General features: G+C 37.8%; 12 protein-coding genes. 4 read left to right on the forward strand and 8 right to left on the reverse strand.

The genetic code is table 11. The features are described from left to right. The first annotated feature begins 163 nt into the window (after window positions 1–163). The gene (locus ACFIMU_RS02375; RefSeq protein WP_375696794.1) at window positions 164–4,873 is read left to right on the forward strand and encodes an NAD-glutamate dehydrogenase; all 4,710 of its coding nucleotides are present in this window, start codon (window positions 164–166) and stop codon (window positions 4,871–4,873) included. Window positions 4,874–6,179: 1,306 nt separating this feature from the next. On the opposite strand, the gene ACFIMU_RS02380 is transcribed toward ACFIMU_RS02375, so the two are convergent. The 4 genes from ACFIMU_RS02380 to ACFIMU_RS02395 form a co-directional block, all read right to left on the reverse strand. Next, window positions 6,180–7,166, reverse strand: a complete 987-nt coding sequence (locus ACFIMU_RS02380) for a DUF2125 domain-containing protein (RefSeq protein ID WP_375606036.1) — start codon at window positions 7,164–7,166, stop codon at window positions 6,180–6,182. A gap of 792 nt (window positions 7,167–7,958) precedes the next feature. Continuing rightward, window positions 7,959–8,705, reverse strand: coding sequence for a glutamine amidotransferase (locus ACFIMU_RS02385; RefSeq protein WP_375606037.1), 747 nt, complete (start codon window positions 8,703–8,705; stop codon window positions 7,959–7,961). A 149-nt stretch (window positions 8,706–8,854) separates the two neighbouring features. Next, window positions 8,855–10,414, reverse strand: coding sequence for a heme biosynthesis protein HemY (locus ACFIMU_RS02390; RefSeq protein WP_375606038.1), 1,560 nt, complete (start codon window positions 10,412–10,414; stop codon window positions 8,855–8,857). A gap of 11 nt (window positions 10,415–10,425) precedes the next feature. Beyond that, window positions 10,426–11,610, reverse strand: coding sequence for a hypothetical protein (locus ACFIMU_RS02395; RefSeq protein ID WP_375606039.1), 1,185 nt, complete (start codon window positions 11,608–11,610; stop codon window positions 10,426–10,428). Between the two features lie 362 nt (window positions 11,611–11,972). Here ACFIMU_RS02395 and tsaD point away from each other — a divergent pair, with 362 nt between their 5' ends. The 3 genes from tsaD to ACFIMU_RS02410 all read left to right on the forward strand — a co-directional run bounded on the left by tsaD (window position 11,973) and on the right by ACFIMU_RS02410 (window position 15,967). Further along, on the forward strand, window positions 11,973–13,067 hold the full coding sequence (tsaD, locus tag ACFIMU_RS02400) for a tRNA (adenosine(37)-N6)-threonylcarbamoyltransferase complex transferase subunit TsaD (protein ID WP_375606040.1): 1,095 nt from the start codon (window positions 11,973–11,975) through the stop codon (window positions 13,065–13,067). Between the two features lie 595 nt (window positions 13,068–13,662). Further along, a complete protein-coding gene (locus ACFIMU_RS02405) occupies window positions 13,663–14,097 on the forward strand; it encodes an EVE domain-containing protein (RefSeq protein ID WP_375606041.1) in 435 nt (144 codons plus the stop codon). 1,189 nt (window positions 14,098–15,286) lie between these two features. Next, window positions 15,287–15,967: a response regulator transcription factor gene (locus ACFIMU_RS02410; RefSeq protein WP_375606042.1), complete on the forward strand. Its 681-nt coding sequence runs from the start codon at window positions 15,287–15,289 to the stop codon at window positions 15,965–15,967. 900 nt (window positions 15,968–16,867) lie between these two features. Here ACFIMU_RS02410 and ACFIMU_RS02415 read toward each other — a convergent pair. The 4 genes from ACFIMU_RS02415 to ACFIMU_RS02430 all read right to left on the reverse strand — a co-directional run bounded on the left by ACFIMU_RS02415 (window position 16,868) and on the right by ACFIMU_RS02430 (window position 21,887). Further along, a complete protein-coding gene (locus ACFIMU_RS02415) occupies window positions 16,868–17,638 on the reverse strand; it encodes a class I SAM-dependent methyltransferase (RefSeq protein ID WP_375606043.1) in 771 nt (256 codons plus the stop codon). 223 nt (window positions 17,639–17,861) lie between these two features. Continuing rightward, entirely contained in the window at window positions 17,862–20,291 is a 2,430-nt protein-coding gene (locus ACFIMU_RS02420; protein WP_375606044.1) for a TIGR02302 family protein, read from the reverse strand. Between the two features lie 126 nt (window positions 20,292–20,417). Beyond that, window positions 20,418–21,698, reverse strand: a complete 1,281-nt coding sequence (lysA, locus tag ACFIMU_RS02425; protein ID WP_375696795.1) for a diaminopimelate decarboxylase — start codon at window positions 21,696–21,698, stop codon at window positions 20,418–20,420. A 9-nt stretch (window positions 21,699–21,707) separates the two neighbouring features. After that, window positions 21,708–21,887 (reverse strand): LPS translocon maturation chaperone LptM, encoded by a 180-nt coding sequence (locus ACFIMU_RS02430; protein ID WP_375606046.1) that lies wholly within the window; start codon window positions 21,885–21,887, stop codon window positions 21,708–21,710. Window positions 21,888–21,917 lie beyond the last annotated feature (30 nt).

Consider the following 21,917-nt stretch of genomic DNA (forward strand, 5'->3'; position numbering starts at 1 on the left):
TTAAAGTACAAAATATTACTAAAAAATAGCAAAAACAAACTCATTCTTTCCAAATAAAGAGCTATTTTCTTTAGGAAGAAGGTGTTACAGTATGTAAAAATATAATGGTCTGCTTTTAACAAAGAGAAGAAAAGGCCCCTAAGAGCAAAAAGGGAGAGTGAATGTGTTGCAACAAAAAAAAACAGAAATAAAAAACACCCAAGATAAAATAGAACAAATCCTTTTTGCTCAAACCGATGAAGAAGATATTGCTTATTACGAAAGTGAAGAACTTCAAAAGGCCACTGCTATCGCGGTAAAAGCTTTTAATCTCCATCAGACGGGAAAAAATACCATCTTCTTTGAACAAAACTTGACCCGTAATAACAAGCCTATAACCGTTATCACGCTTGTCAATGATAACAAACCCTTCCTTCTCGATTCTATTTTAAATGTCTTCAATCAACACAAAAACCATATTTATTTGATTGCACACCCCATTCTTGATAGTGCTTCTGGAAAACGCATCAGTCTGATGCAAATTCACATCGAGTCACTCAATAAACAGCAGACGCAGAAACTTGAAAATGAACTCACCTTAGTTCTTGAACAGGTTAATGCTGCTGTACAAGACTGGAAACCTATGCTTGAAGAAGTTGAAAAACATATTCATGCCTACCAAATAAGTCTTCCCCCGCACTACAAACAAGAAGGCGAAAAAGCCATTGAATTTCTTCACTGGCTAATGGACGATAATTTCATTTTCCTTGGTATGCGCACTTACAACTTCATCAAAGACCAAAACCCCCTAAAATCCTTTACAGCGAGTAATATTGAACTTGGTATACTCACGGATGCTTCTATTCATATTGTTGACGATAAAAGCATGAAAGAGCCTCCTCAAGAAGTTTTATCCTTCATGGAAAGCGATAATCTATTTATCGTGACAAAAGCGAACAGCCGCTCCAAAATTCACCGTTCTGTTTGGCTGGATTATATTGGTCTTAAAATATTTGATAAAGAAAACCAACTCTGTGGAGAATTACGCATTGTAGGGCTTTTTACCTCCTCAGCTTATACACGTTCTATTTTGCAAATTCCTTTCTTAAAAGAAAAAGCCCGAACTATTATTCAACGTCTTGGACACAATCACGCCGATTATTCAGGAAAAGCACTCATCAGTGCTTTAGAAACCTATCCAAGAGATGAAATGTTTCGCTCTGATGTTGATACATTGACAGAAAACACTAAACTTATTCTACAATTAGATGAGCGCCCACGTTTACGGGTTCTTGCCCATACTGATTCTTTTGGGCGCTTTGTTTCTATCCTTGTCTACGTACCGCGTGATCAATATAGCAGCAGCCTGCGTGAAAAAGTTGGCGAACATTTTGTTGAGCTCTATAAAGGTGACTTTTTTGAATCTTATCCGCTATTTTTGGAAAGCACTCTTATACGTGTCTATTATATCATCCATCGTAAAGGAAACGAAACTGTTCCCCTTATTGAGCGCTCCACACTTGAACAACATGTACGTTCGATTGCACGAAGTTGGGAAGATAGGGTTCAAGCCATCGCTCTTAACAAGAAAATAACAGAGCAACAAACACGTCTAGCTAGTGAATTCCCCAACAGCTATCGTGATTTATTTTCAGCTGAAGACGCTATTAACGATGCCGGACATATTCTAAGTCTTCATGATGAAAAGCCCCTTTTCGTGATCTTTTATCATGCACAAAACAAAGAAAAACAGTGCATTTCTCTTCGGCTTTTTCACCGCCATGAAGCACTTGCCCTTTCCAAACGTGTACCACTCCTTGAAAATATGGGGTTTCGCGTTATTGCTGAACAAACTCTTGAATTACCAGATGGCAATGGGCGCTCTGTGTATCTTCATGATATGCAGCTAGAAAGTACTTTCCAACGCTGTATCGATTTTGAAAAAGACGGTCAAAAACACGCCGAAACCTTTGAAGCCATTTGGGCACAAAATGCTGATAATGACGGCTTTAATGCTCTCACCCAAACAGCTGAGCTTGATTGGCATGAAATTGTTATTTTGCGCCATTATGGGCGCTATCTCCAACAAGCTGGAATTCCTTATTCGCAAGATCGCGTTGCCCAAACTTTAAATGCTTATCCTGACATCACCCAAGATCTTTATGCTTTATTTCATTTAAAATTTCATCAAAGCCATACAGAAAAAGAACGGGAAAAAAACCAACAAGTCATTCAAAAGCGCATTGAAGAAAAATTACGAAAAGTCTCTGGTTTAGATGATGATCTCATTTTACGCCGTTATTGTAACCTTATAGAGGCGAGTTTACGAACAAATGCCTTTACGCCTCTTCCTGATGGAAGTCCACGGCGTATTTTAGCCACCAAATTAAATCCGCGCCAGATTGAAGGTTTGCCTGAACCGCGCCCTTACCGAGAAATTTTTGTTTATGGACCGGAAGTTGAAGGAGTCCATTTGCGTTTTGGACCTATTGCCCGTGGCGGAATTCGTTGGTCTGATCGTGCATTAGATTATCGTACCGAAGTGCTGAGCTTAGTCAAAGCCCAACAAGTTAAAAATGCAGTTATCGTTCCTGCAGGTGCAAAAGGTGGATTCTATCCCCATCGGCTTCCCCAAACAAATGACCGTGCTGTTATCATAGAAGCAGCACGTCAAGCTTATACAGACTTTATCACTGCTTTGCTCTCCATCACAGACAATCTGGTTAATGGCAAAATAAGTGCGCCCCACAATATCATCTGTCATGATGACCCTGACCCCTATTTTGTTGTAGCAGCAGACAAAGGAACAGCAACTTTTTCTGATACAGCCAACGCCATCAGCCAAGCAAACCACTTTTGGCTTGATGATGCTTTTGCCTCTGGAGGCTCAGCAGGTTACGACCACAAAGACATTGGTATTACAGCTAAAGGCGCATGGGAAGCCGTCAAAAGACATTTTAGAGAATCATTTAATCATGATATTCAAACAACGCCCTTCACCTGTGTCGGTGTTGGCGATATGTCTGGTGATGTCTTTGGTAATGGAATGCTGCTTTCCAAACAAACAAAATTGATTGCCGCTTTTGATCACCGCGATATCTTTATTGATCCAGATCCAAACATAGACGAAAGCTACGCAGAGCGTACGCGCCTTTTTAAACTTCCTCGCTCAAGTTGGCAAGATTACGATAAAAGCAAATTATCAAAGGGCGGTGGTATCTTCTCACGAAAAGAAAAAACCATTACTCTCTCACCTGAAGCAGCACAAGCCATTGGTTTTGAAAAACAAACAGGAACACCCTTTGAAATTATCTCTGCTCTTCTCAAAGCCCCGGTTGATCTTTTATGGTTCGGCGGTATTGGTACTTATATCCGTGCTGCAACAGAAAACGATGCTCAAGTAGGTGATCGCGCAAATGATGCAATACGCATTACCGGAGAACAAGTGCGTGCAAAAATTATTGGTGAAGGAGCTAATCTTGGTGTTACACAACGTGGACGGATTGAATATGTCTCAAATGGTGGTCGATGCAATACGGATGCCATTGACAATTCTGCTGGTGTGAATTGTTCTGATATTGAGGTCAATCTCAAAATTGTTCTTGCATCAGCACTACGTGCCAAAACGTTAACCCGCGAAGATCGCAATAAGCTCTTGAAAAAAATGACGCCTCAAGTCGAGCAACTCGTCTTGCGTAACAATTATCTACAACCCCTTGCTCTTTCTTTGGCGGAAAACCAAAGCACTACTGATTTGCCCTATCAAATACGCTTTATGCACGATTTGGAACAAAAAAAACTTCTAGATCGCAGAGTTGAAATACTCCCTGATGAGCAAATTTTACGACAAAGAACAACCCAAGGCAAAGGTCTTCTCCGTCCAGAACTCGCCGTTATTTTTGCCTATGCTAAATTGACCTTAAAAGAAGAAATTGCTAATAGCCCCATTGTTGATGATCACTATTTCAATACAGCCTTGCTGAACTATTTTCCAACCCAAATTCAAGAAAATTTTAAGAAGGAAGTGATTAACCATCAATTGCGTCGTAATATTATCGCAACACTGATTGCCAATGACATTGTAAATCGTGGAGGCCCCACTTTTGTTAATCGGCTACACGATGAAACACAACAAAAGGTTGAAAATATTATTCGCGTTTTTATTGCCATCCGTGATGGTTTTGAAATTCCTCAATTATCTGATCAAATTGATAAGCTTGATAATAAAATACCTGGTCTTGTCCAAAACAAATTCTATGCAGCAATGACCCCAATGCTCTTTGAAACGACCAATTGGGGTTTGCACAACATGGATCTCTCACGTCCACTAGAAGAAATTGTAAAAACAATAAAGCAAGCCCGTAGTATTATTGAAAAAGAGCTTATGCATTCTCCCAACAACGATATTAATCAAAAGATTGAAGAAAAAGCACTACACTACAGTGAAGAAGGAGCACCAAAAGCATTAGCAAAACAATTGGCTCTCTTGGAAGCAGCACCAATAATCTGTGATATTTCTTTGATTGCAAAACAAAGCAACAGTGATCTTATTAAAACTGCAGAGATTTATTTCTCGCTTGCACAAATCATTCGTATAAACCGCATTAATGAAGCTCGTCGAACAATTCCCATCTTAGATTATTATGATAGTATGGCTCTAAGCCAAGCCAAAGAAAATGTTTCCGAAAGCTTACGGCAAATCGTTATGAAAATCCTCAAAAATTATGGCAAGAAAAAAGATCCTTTTGACACTTGGAAAAAAACAGAAGAAAATAATATTCATAATATTACAAACCGCATTAGTGCCCTTATTGAAAATGATCTCAATATTTCTCGTTTTACTTTTGCAGCAGGATTGATTTCTCAACTTCAAAATGTTGGCTTTCAAACCTAAAGCAAATACAAAACGACCCACTCAATCTCCCGTTCTATCCCACCACCACAACAAACCAGCGAAAATATAGAGCGGGAGTTTGCATTTTAAACATAACACCCAAAATAAAATCTCGCTATTTATCACAATAGAATTGTTTGCAACAATTTCAAAAAAACAACAGGATTGATTTTTCACCCTAAAAACATAAACTTTCAGACTTAAAAGCAGTACAAAACAGCTAAGCTTTTGCTCCGTTCTATCCATCCATGACTAACCAACAAGGGAAGAACGGAAGCCCTATCCTGCATTTTTAGACAGAGCACTCAAAATAAAAAATAAATTCAAATTTTACTGTCAAATATCCTTCATCATAAAAATATAATATATTGATTTACAATCATAATTTTATCATTTTTATGATGACTGATAATTCGATATTCTAAATTTGTCTCATTTAAAATCTGTTTATATTCAATTAATTAACCACATTTCCCCTTGCATATTGCAAATGGGAAAGCCGAATAGATAAAAACAGTAAAGAAAGAACTAAAAATGCCCCTCATAAACTGCCTCAAGTGCCAAAATCTGCAGTAACATTGAGAGTTAGCAAATATAATATGATGGTGTTGCCCCTTAGCTTGTTACTCCATAACCGAAAAGATGGTGGTGCTTAATGGCTTTATCCTTATACCATTCATAAGCGACATCGGAAATAAGAAGTACTGAGAAATATTTTTTTAACAAATGCGTAAATATGCAATACAAATATATTCTGTTTTACGTGGAAGACATATGGCTTCATTAAAAAATATCAGAAATAAAAGGATAAGCTTAATCCATTATTTAAAAGATATAACTGTAACTGCTTTTGAAATGCGTAAAATCGAATAAAAAATGACAGTAAAGATGGATGTTGATTTTCCCCTTTACAACTTCATATTCTCCTCCAGTTAGGCTGTTGACTTGTTTTAATAGATTACCCCCAAACAGATATATACAATATGCTTGCTCCATACATAAAAAATCTACGAACACACAACCCACCACCTGTATAAAAAGGCAATTCAGCATACTTTAAAATACCACTTTTTCCATACAAACACTGTTGTTATATGTAGTTTGACATAAGATTTTGTACTAAGTGAAAAGAGGTTGGACGAGTTAGGAGTAGGTGATAATTTTTTATTTTTATAGCTATTTTTTTTACCATTAAATACGCATTTTGTTAAAATATATTTTGACACCCTAAAATTGCAAAAAAGTGTGAAAATCAGAAAAAGTCGAAATTTGATAGTAAAGATGAAAAAAGGCTTTGGTACAACACCTAAAGTGGAGCAAGACGACCAAGTTTTAAAAATCCCAGTTTTACCCACCCATTGTTAATGAGCAATGAAAGAACGGGAGCGCCGTCCGCATTTTTAGGCAAAGCACCTAAAATAAAAAATAACGCTTGAAGATTATTGGCTTGCGCGGGAAATAAGCGCTGCAGAGTGTCAAGAAGCTTCATGGACTGAATAAGGACAAGTTCAAATTTTGCTGTCAAATATCCTTCATCATCAAAAGAAAAAGGTCCACTAATACGCACTGCACCACCTGTATGAAAAGTCAATTCACCTTGCTTTAAAAGTCCACTTTTTCCATACAGTCGCTGTTGCCAATTTTTTTCTTCATCTTCAGACAGAAAAGAAATGTCATTTAAAATCCATTTCAAATTACCATCAATTTTAGGAATATCAACAAAAGAAGATTTTAAAAAGGGAGAAGCATCAAAACCGTCAAAAGTTATATGTCCCGATAAATCATTCTTTTCATGTTTTAGATCAAAACGCAAAAATTCTGCCGTTATTTTTTGAGGCATATCTTGTGGCTCTAATGGCTGAATAATCACGTCATGCGTATTTTGCAAAGATGCCGGATCTTCAATATTTTCTTGTGTCGTTTTTTTATCTATCGTTTGTGCTCTTAATGCTTCTTGAAGCTTTTGATCTTCAGAGAAAGAGGAAAAAGATGCAATCTCAAGCCCTTCAGCTATAAACTTCAATGTTTTACCCGTTTTCCAATAAGGCTCTGTTTCAATCACCAAATTGCGCCAATGCGATACTATAGGAGTTTTTCCGGAAAAAACAATTAATGCAGGAGAACGAACATTAAACTCGACCAAATAAGGTGAATAAATTGGTGCACCAGCCGTCAAACGCCCCGTCGATAAAGAAACCCCATGTAAAGGCCAAGAAAATTGAAACTTGTCACAAACAACACCGACACGTAAAGGATAACCATCCCTGCGTACATTCTCGCATACCGCCGCCATATTATGGGAAGATACTTTTACAAATATATCAGAAACATGGTCTTCTATTTTACGTGAAAAAAAAACCAGAGTGCGCTATAAATAAATATCAGAGCCAAACAAAAAAGCCCAAAAATTAAATAGCTTAAAGAAAAACTTTTTCGTCTTAATGGTAATTGAGAGGATTTGGACAACATTAAAACTTTCTTTATCTCTTAACTTTCTCCCACCCTAAAAAGGACAAAGATTTCTAACCCCGGTCAGTTTATACACAATCCAACTTCTTAATCGACCGGACTTTATCTACTGATCACTTCAAGAAGCCCCCATACATCATTCTAAAGTACTGTATCTCATAAACTCAACAAGGCTTTCTTAAGAAGAACGATTATACCCTTTAACAAAAAATACCTCATGTGTAAAGTTTTACATAGATTTTCTACCTCTGCCTTAAACCATACTCTTTTACAGCACAACAAAAATGATAATGAATAGTGTTTCTTAACGATAAAGCCATTGAGCCCCCCATCTTTACGCTTATGGAGACCCCAAAGCCAGCACCATCATTATATTTGGCTAGCCCCCAAATGTTGCGACAGCTCTTGGCACTTAAGACAGTTCATAAGAAGCATTTTTAGTCTTTTCTTATACAGTTTTTGCCCACACGCCAGCCCTACTTGTGACATGCAAACAAGAGGTTTTTATTGAGTCAATATACACAGGTTTGGAATGAAAAAACCTTACTATATTCGGGGTTCTCATTCAATATACAAAACCGTGAATTACCTATATAAATCAATGCGTTATCAATAATCACACAAGTACGGGCGGTGTACAAAAAATCTGGTGTAATGCGCTTTCAAACCATTGACTCAAAGCTCGATCATAGATTAAACGACCTTTCAAATGTGCACAAGCAGGTTGAGCACCTTTTTCAGTCAATTTATGTGCCGAACGCACGACCAAACGCCGCATCATAGCGCGTGTAAATTCAGCATGAAACTGCAAGCCCCATGCATTGTTTCCATAACGAAAAGCTTGTGTAGGATATGTATTCCCTGTTGCCAAAAGCATTGCCTCTTTCGGTAAATCATAAATACCTTCATCATGGAAATGGTAGACCATCTCTGGCCAATTCATCAATTCCTTCCCTTGTGGGGTTGCTTCTAGTGGATACCAGCCGACTTCAACAGTCCCATCACTTCTTGTACCAACGCGCCCCCCTAGATTTCGCGCTAACATTTGTGCTCCAAGACAAATACCCAAAAAAGGCTTATTTTCCTTTAGTGATAACGAAATCCAATCAATTTCCTCACCAATATAGGCTTCGCTGTCATTCACACTCATCGGTCCCCCTAAAATAACAACGCCGGCATAATGCTCTAATGTATCAGGGAGTTTTTGTCCAAAAATAGGACGATAAATATCAAGAACAAAACCATTTTGTTGTAAAAATTTTCCCAAACGACCAGTATAGGTAGAGCGCCGATGAATAACGACAGCAATCCTTGGTTTGTTATTTTTTTGTTTTTTATCAAGACATCTCTGATTTAAAAACATTTTTTAACCAATCACATCTGCTACCAAGCAAAATTTCATTTTTTAAGCATAAGAGAATAATTTTATTGGACAAGATTAAAGATAATTTTTTTTCTTCTATATTAATTTTTTCTTCTGAAAAAACGCTCATACTACCATATTGATGCAATTTAAAATAAACGAAATTTTTTCCTCGATAAAGATGTTTCTTCTTCTGTTTTAACCCCTGGATCATCAACATTTAAGTGAGTTTGACTGAACATTTTTACATCTTTTTCTTTTATATCTTGTTTCTCCACCTGCGCATTATGCAAAAGAGAATCATCTATAGGTGTTAATTTTTCAAGCTTCTTATCTCCAACATCATCACTTTTTCCCATAACATACTCTTTGTCTTGCCTTTTCGACACAATATTGTCCGCCTCTAATGTGAGAGAAGGCATACAAGGAGGCGCCTTCCATTCAAAACAGCCCAAACGTCCACTGATTGGAGAAACCGCTGACCAAGAAGAAAAAATGGCCCCATCACACATCCACACTGGATCACGTTCAGCACGAAGTGCTAAAGAAAGCCATTGACGCACAGCACCTTGACTGTTTCCCTGTGCCTCTTCAATATCTGCCAACAATAAATAAACACTTTCCCGTGGATGACATTGTAATGCTTTTTGTGCCTTCTCTCTTGCTAATGCTGTTTCACCAGCATCCAAAGCTGCTTTAGCAATAAGGAAAGCCGACTCAAATGCATCTTTATTATAAGAAGCAAGTGTCTTAGCCCTTTTCAATCGCCCAATGGCTCCTTCTTCTCTTTCAAGATACAGCGCTCCCAAGTCAGGATGAGGCTCCTTTTGCCAAGCCGCTATAATCATTTTATCCGCTTTACGCGTTTCGTTTAATTTATAAAGAATATCAGCAGCAATAACTATTATTGGAACAAAATCAGGCGCCAATTTATGGGCTTTCAAAATAGCTTCACGTGCTTGTACAGGATGTGTATCAAACAAAGAAAGTGCCTGCCCACTTAGTAGTAAAACCTGTATATGCTGCCGCTCTGGAGTCGCGCGAATAGAACGCGGGAGAGCTTTTTGCGTTCTTTCAAAAATAGTAAGTGCCTTATCCCATTTACCCTCAGTACTTAACCGATCGAGCACCGCCTGATGCGCCCATAAAAGTGCTGGCGATAAAGTCAGTGCCTCTTCGGCATATTGTTGCGCTGCCTCATAAGCTTTACTCTTCATCGCTTCACGAAACAAACCATAAAGTCCAACCAGTTTTGTCGGATCTTCCTTTCTCATCTCTTCATAAAGACCTATGGCGCGAACAGAATCATTTTGTAAAGACAAGGTTTGCGCTTGTAAGAGTTTTACCAATGGCTCTTGTTTTCCTGCAAGATATTTAGCAACCCGTGTTTCCATTTTTTGCGCAACCATACTATCACCAGCAAAAGTTGCAAGAATCCCCTTTGAAAGAGCTTCGTAACCACGCTTTTGATGGCGTTTATAAAAATAATTGGAAAGAGCATTCGGTATGGAAAAAAAGAAAGACAATAACCACCATAAAAGCACCAGCGTTACAAAAAACAAAATAAGCACACTTAACACTGTAAGAAATGAAGCAGAAAATCTGAAATGCAAAAATGTGAGAACAAAAATACCATTGTGATTAGCAACCCACGTGAAAGCTAAACCGAGGATACAAACAACAAAAATATAAATAAAAACACGTATCATCTTGGGCCTATTTACATCTTTGTTGCTTTAAAAGATCCTTGTTGCACAGACAATAACAATTGCTGCAACAACTGTTGAATAGCAATATGTCTTTCAAGCTGCTTAACAAAATCCATTGAAACATCTTTTGCACTTTGGGGCAATGATTGCCATTCACTCAAAGCCTTTTCGTAATCACCAGCTTGAATGGCAACTTCCATGCGTGCCGCAATAGCCCCCAGCGTTGTCCCTTCAACATTTCCAATCGGTCGCGAAACAATGAGCCCTTTTATCCACGCTAAAATTCGGTCAAAAAAACCAGCATCTGACGCAACAAGATTTTGCGTACCAACAATTGCATCAGCAACATGAGCAAAATCAACTGAAAGTTGTGCTGAACTTGGAAGACCCACAGTAGCTGTTTTTTGCAACACATCAAGTCCATTAATCGAAGGCGATAATTGCCGCAACAGCTTTAATTCATTATTATAAGATCCACCACGCTCTACAGCATTTTTTAATGAACTAATTGCAGTAAAGAGCGCGGTATCTATTTCTTTTTTCTCACTATTTTTAACAGCAGTTTCTTCCTGTAGTGCTTCTAACTGTTGTTTTAACGCAGCAAGATCATTTGCATTGCTCTGCCCAACAGACAAAGCCGTCTCTATCTCTTTCGACTCTCTAACAAAAGTTTGTACAGTTTCTTCAAGAGTTTTTACTTTTTCCTCTAAAATCGCAAAAGCTTTTTTGCTTTCTTCTTTCGATAGTTCATCATTTTTCGTTGTTTTAAACTGTTGTGATGAAAAAGAAGAAAACTCTGTTTTTAACGCATCGATTTCTTGAAAGACCCGGCTCAATTGTTCCTTTGTGTCTTCACCTTGACTTTTTGCGGCTTCAGCAATCTGCAAGGCTTTTTCCTCCCCAGCAGAATTTGCCACAAAAGGAGAAGGAAAAAAACCAGCCCATTGAAGCCCCATAAAAATTCCCAAAGCAATGAATCCCCCCAAAATCCCAGAAAGGGATAAGAAAAGCCAAATTGTACTAGAGATACTTTTATCCTGACCTTGCATATTCTGTTTTTCTCGTGCAGGAGATTCTACAGAATTGTGGATTTTTTCCTCTGAATCATGGGGAATAGCTTCATGTTCAATAACTGGTTTCTTACGGCGCGTACCAGTATAATGTGATTTAACTTTTGGTTTTGAAGAATCGACCATCTTTATCACTTTTTGTGCACACTTTTTTCAAAAATAAAATAATAAAATGAAAAAAGTTTTAAAAATGAAGCTTTTCTCAAATATCTTCGAAAGAGTATAAATTTACAGAAATTTTCCAAATCTCATTTTTCTCAATAATATTTACAATTATAGACTTTAATAGACAAGTTTTAAAAAAATATTTGCATTTTATACTCGAAAATACAGCTTTATTTTTTAATCAACGATATCATAAAATTCAAAGAAAATGCCAAAACACATATTTTTCATAGAAAAATCAATTCTAAGAGAAATACTTTGCATCTTTTTCTGTTCATGGTACGCACGTAAGAAAGAAGCTTCAATATAAGGTTTTGTTTAAAATGCGTCTGCTGGGAATAGAAACAAGTTGTGATGAAACGGCAGCGGCTGTCATTGAATATAACAATGAATCAAACAGCCGAATTCTTTCCAATGTTGTTTGGAGTCAAATTGATCACCATGCACCTTACGGCGGTGTTGTTCCTGAAATTGCTGCTCGTGCCCATGTTGAAGTTCTTGATCATTTAATTCTGCAAGCACTAACAGAAGCAAACACAAAATTAAAAGATATTGATGGCATTGCAGCCACCAGTGGTCCTGGTTTGATAGGAGGATTGTTGGTAGGCGTTATGAGCGCAAAAGCACTCTCTCTTGCCACTGGCAAACCATTTATTGCGGTAAATCACTTAGAGGGACATGCTTTAACAGCTGTGTTAACGCACAACGTCAGCTTTCCTTATTTATTACTTTTAGTTTCAGGAGGTCATACACAAACAATCATTGTTCATGGAGTAGGCAACTACCGGCGTTTAGGAACCACTATTGATGATGCGTTAGGAGAAGCCTTTGATAAAACAGCAAAACTTTTAGGTCTTCCTTATCCTGGTGGACCAGCACTTGAAAAAGCAGCTTTATTTGGTGATAAAAATCGCATCCCTCTTCCACGACCTTTAAAAGGTGAAAAACGATTAGACTTTTCTTTTTCAGGACTCAAAACTGCTGTTCGACAAGCCGCAACAGCCATAGCTCCCCTTACAGAAAATGATATTGCTGACATTGCCGCAAGTTTTCAAGCCGCTGTGACTGATACGGTACGTGATCGTGTTCACCTAGCTTTACAACACTTTACCCACCAATATCCTCTCTCTGATAATCAAGAAAAGCGTTCTCCTGCTTTAGTTGTTGCGGGCGGCGTTGCCGCAAACCAAGCCATTCGCTCTACGTTGCAAGACCTTGCTCATCAACATGGTTTTGAATTTATAGCCCCTCCTCTTTCCTTGTGTACGGATAATGCTGCAATGATTGCTTTTGCCGGTGCACAAAAACTCGCACGAGGAGAAACAAGCTCTCTTGACATTGCACCCCGCTCACGCTGGCCATTAGATGAAAAAGCCCCGCCCTTGATCGGGATGGGACGCCGTGGAACAAAAGCATAATAAAATTGACGTCCCACACACATCTTAAAGAACGAAGATTTCTACTCACTCCAGTCTATAGATAGTCCGAATTCTCTATCGAGCAGATTCCACCTGCTTCCCACTCACACAATTCACTTAACCCAAAGCTCGACACGTAAATCTAAATATTCACCACACATTCTTAAAAACCTCATGTCTCAAAAAACTGCCTTATATCATTACACTTCAAATGACGGTATTTTACAGCATAATAAGATCTACTCTCTCCCACAAAGCATAGATATGAATGCCATTCGTTGACCTCATCATCTTTGACCATTTATTCGTTTCATTGTCATTGTAATCTTAAAGCTTTTTAGAACCAATTTTCTTAATTTTTTCCAACAAACTCTTATAGTGACCGCATTTCAGACCATAGTTGAAAAGAGAAACAAAGAGCAAAATACTTTTATACAACATGAAATATCAATGGAGCGCGTCTCTCTACTACACATTATTTTGAAACAAGAAAAATAGATAATAGCCGTTATTTACCCCATTTTAAAAATCATCGTTGATGGTATTACAAAGATACTTATAAAAATGCATAACAGTCTATGAAAAAGGAGAACTCATGGCTTATTGGCTTTTTAAATCTGAACCCCATAAATGGTCATGGGAGATGCAAAAGAAAAAAGGAGTTAATGGCGAACAATGGGATGGTGTACGCAATTATCAAGCACGTAACAATATGCGCACTATGAAATATGGTGATAAAGGTTTTTTTTATCACTCAAATAAAGGTTTAGAAATTGTAGGAATTGTAGAAATATGTGCTGAAGCACACCCTGATTCTACAAGTTCTGATCCACGCTGGGAATGTGTAGATATCCGAGCACTTTGTGACATGCCAACACCTGTTTCATTAAAACAAATCAAAGCCAATCCTAAACTAGCAAATATGGTGTTGGTCAAGGCCAGCCGCTTATCAGTACAACCCGTGACAGAAGAGGAATGGACAGAAGTCTGTTTGATGGGCAACCTTAAGAAGGAAATGCTTTTATCTTAAAGCAATAAATTTTATTCATTAATAATCCATTGATTTATAATGATAAATTACTGTTTTGCATGTTGAATAAGAGTCCCGAATATCGTAAGATTCTCCCATTTCAAATTTGTCCCATGTTGAATCAATTAAAACCACTTTCTTGCACATAAAAAGCGGGATGAGTGTGTGAATAAAAATTGTTAAAGAAAAGAGTGAAAATGGCTCTTATGAACCGTCTTAAGTGCTAAGGGCTGTCTCGAAATACCCACGAGCTGGCAAAGTGTGTGATCCGGCTTACTTGTTCATAAGCGTAAAGATGGGAGTGTTCGATGAATTTACCGTTAGACTCATATGAAAAAGCACTTCATATCGCACAAGGCATCCCTCTCTATTGATGTGTTTTCACGCTAAATACATAAATAGGATACTCTTCCTTATCATTTTTCATTCTGCACTCTTCTCAATATAAAATGCCCCAAAACTTCCCCCCTTCATTAGGTATTTTTTAGGCATTTCTAAAGGCAAGACTTACTCAACGATTATAATAAGCAACACCCACGAGCATCACACAGACCTCTTCGCACACAAACTCTACGAAAAAACAAAACTGAACGTGGATAAAAAAACAATAAAAATGACCGTGAAATTCTCCTAAACGGTACATATCTGCTAGGTGTTGCACAGTTCTCTTCACGCTTAAAAAACGCATCATATTGAGTGTTCATTGTTCGCATGTTGGATGAGAGCCTCTCATGCCGCTGGATTCTCTCATTCCCAACCTGTTTATATTGAATCAATCAAAAGCTATTTGCTTGCATATTCTAAGCGGAGAAAGTCCCATATAGATAAAAAACGTGAAAGAAAGCACTAAAAATTCCTCTTATGAATCGTCTCAAGTGCCAAGAACTGTCCGCAACACCCACGAGCTGGCAAAGTGAATGATAGTGCTAGCTTGTTTCTCCATAAGCGTAAAAATGATGACACTCAATGGCTAAAACACATTCTAAAGCATAAAAAATGCTTCCAACCAATACGTAAAATACTCTGCAGACGGAAACACCTTCTTTTCGGCAAACAACCATAGAAATTATAAAAGTTTATTTTTTCAAAGACTTTTTTTTAATTTTCCTCTTTTAATTTTTCTTGCATGAAATCTCATTTTTCATGAAACTATATCAATCAGTGCATCAACATGCCTATAAGGAAAAACATGAACCAATACACTCTTTTAATCGTTGAAGGCGATGATCTACGCCCCATTTTAGTAGAACAATTGCAAATGCATCAAGAATTTAAAATTTCCCAAGCAAAAACAGCAGAAGCGGGAATGAGAATAATCCAAAAAGAAAATATTGATCTCACTATTTTGGGATTTCAACTTCCTGATCTTGATGGCTACAAAGCCGTTAAACAATTACGCACCCAAGGATTTCGTGCTCCCATTATCATGATAACAAATTATGATACAGACTGTGATAATATTTTAGATCTTGAAACAGGCGCCAATGATTATGTAACAAAACCCTTTCGCTTTGCAGTGTTATTGGCGAGAATTCGAGCACAGTTGCGCCAATATGAACAAAATGAAGACGCAACCTTTCATATTGGTCCCTATACTTTTAAACTAAGACAAAAACTTCTTCTTGATCAATGCAACAATAAAATCTGTCTCACAGAAAAAGAAGCAGCGATCCTTAAATGTCTCTATTATGCCAATGATAAAATTGTCAGCCGTGAAACATTGTTAGAACAAGTTTGGGGATATAATGAAAATATTATCACCCATACTTTAGAAACCCATATCTATCGTTTGCGACAAAAAATCGAAAACGATCCCTCCAATGCACAAATTCTCATAACAGATCAAAATGGTTACCGTTTAAATCTTTAATTCGAGATTTACTGTTTCAAAAATAATTTTAATATCCTAAATGAAAACAGAAACGAGATGAAAAAACCTTCGCATATAATTCGAATGCTATTACTTAGAACTTACTCTTATGACAAAATATATAACATTACGAATAAAAAACGAAATATTCCAACATGAGAACCAGAAACAAAAATGCTTTCAACTCTCACGATATACTTTGTAACTTCTGTTTCACATGCTTTTGTTCTTTCTAAAGTTTTTAATATGTTTCGCATATAAATAATCGTGATATCTTTTAGCAACATTCTTGATCATAACTATCATCTTTAGATGAGTGCTATTTATAATTATTTTTTTCAGAAAAACCGCTCCACACATTGCTTTATCTCACATTCACTAACCTAACTTGAGAGATGTTTTTTATCTTTATAGTTTTCCTCCATTCTTTATGACTTTATCTCCTCTTAAGAGATTATATAATTCATGATATAACGCTAAATGTTTATCCTAATGATAAAGCCACTGAGCACCACCATCTTTACGCTTATAAAAGAACAAGCCAGCACCATCACACACTTATGTTAGATCTCGATGTTGCAGAGGAGCCCTTGATACTTGAGATGGTTCATAAGAAGCATTTTAATCCTTCCTTGTACAGTTTTTAACCACCATAAACCATATTATGCAAGATCCTTTGGACTCTGCTATTTTTATGCTTACGAAGATACCAGCATTTTTTCTTTTAAAATGTTTCCGCTATTCATGAAATATGGTTCGATATATAGATACTTGAGATTTTTATTCACATACCAATTCCACATATTAATGTACAAAAGAATATTTTTTAATTGTAAATGCAAAAAATTGAAATAAGAGAATCCTTTTATACTTGCGGTTCTTATGACAATGACAAAATGATTAATTATCTTTATAATTTAAAATATTTCTTGTCTGTGGTGATAAAGCAGGAATAAAAATACGTCGCGACTGACGACGCTGTACGAGCAGACCCTGATAAACACGTTTTTGTGCCTGACACATTAAGAGTCCACCAAAATAAGGCAAAAGATAGCGAGCAAATGGCTCGTAAAAAAATGAGAACAACCGCGAAAAATACCCCGTAGAAGGCATATAGTGTACAATTTCTTGTATTGGTCCAGAAATAAAATTTGTTTTTTCGAACAAACGAATAAGCTGTTGTTGACTATAAGGTTCGCCATAACCAAAGGGCGTAGTCGTATTGCGCGCCCAAAAGCCAGAGCGATTAGGAACAATAACGATCAAATGACCATTGGGTGCTAAAACACGCCATATTTCATTCAACGTTTCAAATGAATTTTCTGTATATTCTAATGCATGGACCAATAAAATACAATCAACTGACGCATCAGGAAGCGGCAAATCTTCTTCAAAAACAAGCGCTGTAGCAACTTTCTCAGCACAAGGCCAAGGCGAAACACCCTGAGCAGCAGGCATAAAAGCAAAACATTGTTGGGCACGTTCACGCAATACAGAAAGATAAGGAATCGCATAACCCAACCCCATAATCCGTTTATCCGTAAGATCAGGCCACCATAAATTTAATTGGTCACACAGCGTCTTTTGCACACGCAGCCCAAGTGCAGAAGCATAAAAATCTTTCAGCGTAACGATATCCAACTCAACATACCATGTAGAAACAAATTTCAAACATTACAGATTTTCATATATCCAACTTATATGGACTTCTGCTCTTTCTCCGCAATAGCGAACACTTCAATATTGCATATTTTAAACTTAAATGATTAAAAAAGCAGTACAATAGAATGATTATCGCGTTACAAGTGCTTTAATTATTTTCTTTGAAGCTGAACTCCATAGAGGTTCTTCATACACTGTTTTTGACATCAATTAAGAAAAAAGCCAACACTGATTAATTAAAATGAAGCAATCTTTCAAGATAGTTTTTTTCTTCTTCTGAAAGATGCTCTTTACCAAGACGTTTGCGAATTTCATCCAAAATCTGCCGCGTACGCATTTGATCACTTTCTTGTGGGAGTGCCTCGCCTTCTTGTTCTTCATCTGTTTTTGAAAAAAGTGGACGTCCTAACGGATCTTTAGGACCAGAATCAGCATTTTGATCATCTCCCGTTTCTTTAAGTGTTTCGCGCATTTTTTTCAAAACATTTTGTGCACCTTGCCTCAAAGATTCCAAAGCATCAGACTGATTTTGTATAGATACCTGATGATTTCCATTATCAAGAGCATTTTCCGCAGAATTCATTTTTTCTTCTGCCCTTTTCAAGGCGCCCCCTGTTTCAAATCCTTGTTCTGATAATTCTTTTTCTAATGTTGATAATTCAGATTGCAATTCAGCTTGACGTTTTTTTAAAGATTTTTTTTGTGTTTCCGGTACATTTTCTCCGCGTTTTTGTTCCATCTCTAACTGATGTGTTTCATTGAGAATTTCTTGCTGACGACGCATTAAATCTCCAAGCTGGTCCATCTTTTCTTTCATTTGTGTAGATTGGCTTTTTTCTCCCTCATTTTGATTACCTTTTTGCACATGCAAATGATCAAGCGTCTGTTCAACTTCCGCCAAGAGTTGTTCAGCTGCTAAAGAAGAGCCTGTTTTAGCCATTTCCTCAATTAAATTTAGCTTTTCTTGTAATGTAGCTTCAGAAAGATTAGGACTTTTTGAGCTTTTAGAATTTTTAGAAACTTGACTATCCGGTGCTTTTTCAGCCAAAGCACGAATATACGCATCCATAGCTTGACGTAAATCTGCCATAAGCCGTTCAATTTCTGCCGCTGAAGCACCGTAACGCAATGCATCACGTAAAGCAGCTTGTGCTTGTTTTAACTTTTTTTGCACGGATTCAAGTTGATTGCCTTCAATACCCAAAGCAATTTGCCATAAATAATCCACCACATTGCGCAAATCCTCGTCTGTTTGTGCTAAAGAAAGTCTTGTCCACGCACTTTGTAGAACAATAAAATGCGATGCATTTTGCAACCCCTTTTCTGGACGCACAAGCAAAGCAGAAAGCATATCAAGTACCCGCTCTCGCGCTAAAGGATTAAGAGCTAATAAACGACGCAGTTCAACCACTGCGCGTGCAACAGGATTCGAAAAAACACGCTGTGGTAATATCATAACAAAAGTTTTGCTACGTCCTTTCTGCCCCGCACCATCTTCTGCCACCAAAGTAATTTTGACTTGCGAACCCGCCCATGGATGCGCTGATATATCCTGCACCATTCGCATTTTCCCCTTTCCACCACGCGGAAGAAGAAGTTCTATTTCCGGAGCATTATAAAGAGAAGAAGCACTTTTATTCTGAGGAAGAAAAGGCTCTATTTCAACAAAAGCCTTTGTCACACCATAATCATCATCCACCACATATCGTAACTCCAATGATCCCGTTAAAATCCTCCCTGGTTTTTCCAACCAATGAATTGTTGGAAGCGTGTCCTTAATTATCTGCAAATGCCATTGCTGTTTTTTACGACGTGATGATACAAATAAATTTATTGAATGCTTTAAATGTGTTTCAAAATGAACAATTGGATCATTCAAAGCTGTTTGCTCCGTTTTCTCTGAAAACGAAATTTCCCTCCCATCTTCTACAGACTTTGCTTTTACTGTAATGCCAGCCCCATTGACAACACGCACAACAACATTACTCCCTTCAGGGATTTCTAGTTGTGTTTTCTCATCTTTTGTCAAATAAATCGGTGCCACACCGGTATAAGCAGGTGGTGTTACCCAAGCATCAATCCGCATGAGTTTTTCATCAACGACAGGACGAAAATCAAAGGCATCAGCCAAACGCCCCCCTTGTGAACCAAAAGAAAAACTAAAAGCGCACACAAAAAGAAGAGCACACAAAGCCCTCAAAGCTAAAGGATCATAATCCGCACTATTAAGAGAGATAAATCCAGTTTTTAAATGGTATAATTGCTTTGCCATTCGGCGTTGATGTTCACGCCAAATAACAACACTAAAATCTTCATCATTTTCAGAACATAAACGATCTGTCTGAATATTCAAAGGCTGGTGTTTAAGGCCATTGACACGTTCAAGACGGTGATCCACTTCCCGCATTGTGGGAAACCGAAAACCAATAAGAAAAAATAAACTTACCCCAGCACAAACAAGCATAGCCCCAAGTAAAAGCCAATGGAACCAATAGCCCAAAACGCCAAAAAGTCCCAACCAGCTAAACGAACAAAACAGACTAAGAACAAGGAAAAATGGTAATAACCGACCCCAGATCCGTTCCAATGAAAGGATCCCCCACATCAAAATGCGCACACACAAAAGCTTCATTGCAAAGCCTTTGATGTTTTTATTTTTCATAAACAAGCATTTATCCCCTTTTACCGTGGTGCATTAAGATCATAAACCCCATACAGAACAATTTCTAGAAAATAAATTGTTTCATCAAAGTTTAGTAAAAATAAGACCAAAAATATTTAATAATGCTCAATCTAATTTGGGCTCAATCCAATCAGGAATATGATCACATCCCATTAATTGCGCATAATCAAGACGTGGACGAATAACTGCATAACGCATATCTTGAACGAGAACTTCAGGGACCAGAAGTCTGCTATTATAAGTACTCGCCATCACGGCACCATAAGCCCCAGCTTGCATAATTGCCAAAAGATCACTGGGTGCCAAAATTGGCAAGCAACGATCTAATGCTAAATAATCACCAGTCTCACAAACAGAACCCACAATATCTGCACGAATAAGGGAAGCGTCTTTTGCTGCTTGTTTCACAAGGACGACATTCTGCCAAGCATCATAAAGCGTTGGACGCATCAGATCATTCATCGCCGCATCCACAATAACAAAATTCCGCCCTTGCCCCTTTTTTAAATAGAGAACAGAGGTTACCAACACACCAGCTTGACCTACAATGCTCCGCCCCGGCTCCACCACAATATTAATCCCTAAAGGAGCAATATGCTTCTTTACCAGCGCGGCATAATCAAAAGGGGAGGGTACGGTATGTTGTTCACAACCATAGGCAATACCAAGCCCGCCACCAATATCTATATGCGTTATTGCATAACCATCACTCCACAATTGACGCACCAAATCTACGATAATAATAAACGCCTCCTCAAACGGCTTTAAATCACAAATTTGACTGCCAATATGCATATCAATACCGCAAACCTGCAATCCAGGCAAAGAGGACGCTCTTTTATAAGCCTCTCTTGCCAACAACAAGGGAATACCAAATTTATTTTCAGATTTTCCTGTTGTAATTTTCTTATGGGTCTTTGCATCAACATCTGGATTAATACGCAATGAAACACGTGCTATTTTTGAAAGTGCAACAGCGCGTTGCGATAACTGTTCAAGTTCCGGCTCTGATTCAACATTAAAACAATAAATATTCTGAGAAAGAGCAAAATCTATCTCTCTCACGGTTTTACCAACCCCAGAATAAACAATACAATGCGCCGGAATACCAACAGCAAGAGCACGCCGTAATTCACCTTCTGAGACCACATCAGCTCCCGCTCCATTGTTAGCTAAAAGCCGCAAAACTGCTTGATTAGAATTCGCTTTAACCGCATAAGCAATCAGACTGGGCATCCCTTGAAATGCTCTTTGATAGTCCTTAAAATGTGTAACCAATGCATTGGCTGAATAACAGTAAAAAGGAGTTCCCACCTCCTGTGCAAGCATAGCAAGTGAACAACCCTCAGCATAAAGTATACCTTGATGATAGGAGAAAAAATCCACACTTGCCTCCTACTTTATCAAACGATCAAGAATAAAAGGTTTATCATCTTCACTTTTAGCAACAGATGTTCCCTGCGTAGGTTTTTCCACACTTGTAGGAGGCATCTCCAATGATCCTTTACGCCCACACCCAACGACACCAAAGCCCCCAAAAAGGACAACCATCAACCCCTTTATTATAACTTTCATTAGTCCTCTTTCCTCATCTTGCTTTCTTTT

The organism is Bartonella sp. AC70YNML (genome assembly GCF_042196545.1).
Taxonomy (GTDB): Bacteria; Pseudomonadota; Alphaproteobacteria; order Rhizobiales; family Rhizobiaceae; genus Bartonella.

Excerpts from the sequence above, each read along its gene's own strand:
- ACFIMU_RS02380 (WP_375606036.1), bottom strand. The coding sequence starts at position 7,166 with ATGGCGGCGGTATGCGAGAATGTACGCAGGGATGGTTATCCTTTACGT.
- ACFIMU_RS02385 (WP_375606037.1), bottom strand. The coding sequence starts at position 8,705 with ATGTTTTTAAATCAGAGATGTCTTGATAAAAAACAAAAAAATAACAAA.
- ACFIMU_RS02390 (WP_375606038.1), bottom strand. The coding sequence starts at position 10,414 with ATGATACGTGTTTTTATTTATATTTTTGTTGTTTGTATCCTCGGTTTA.
- ACFIMU_RS02395 (WP_375606039.1), bottom strand. The coding sequence starts at position 11,610 with ATGGTCGATTCTTCAAAACCAAAAGTTAAATCACATTATACTGGTACG.
- tsaD (WP_375606040.1), top strand. The coding sequence starts at position 11,973 with ATGCGTCTGCTGGGAATAGAAACAAGTTGTGATGAAACGGCAGCGGCT.
- ACFIMU_RS02405 (WP_375606041.1), top strand. The coding sequence starts at position 13,663 with ATGGCTTATTGGCTTTTTAAATCTGAACCCCATAAATGGTCATGGGAG.
- ACFIMU_RS02410 (WP_375606042.1), top strand. The coding sequence starts at position 15,287 with ATGAACCAATACACTCTTTTAATCGTTGAAGGCGATGATCTACGCCCC.
- ACFIMU_RS02420 (WP_375606044.1), bottom strand. The coding sequence starts at position 20,291 with ATGAAAAATAAAAACATCAAAGGCTTTGCAATGAAGCTTTTGTGTGTG.
- ACFIMU_RS02430 (WP_375606046.1), bottom strand. The coding sequence starts at position 21,887 with ATGAAAGTTATAATAAAGGGGTTGATGGTTGTCCTTTTTGGGGGCTTT.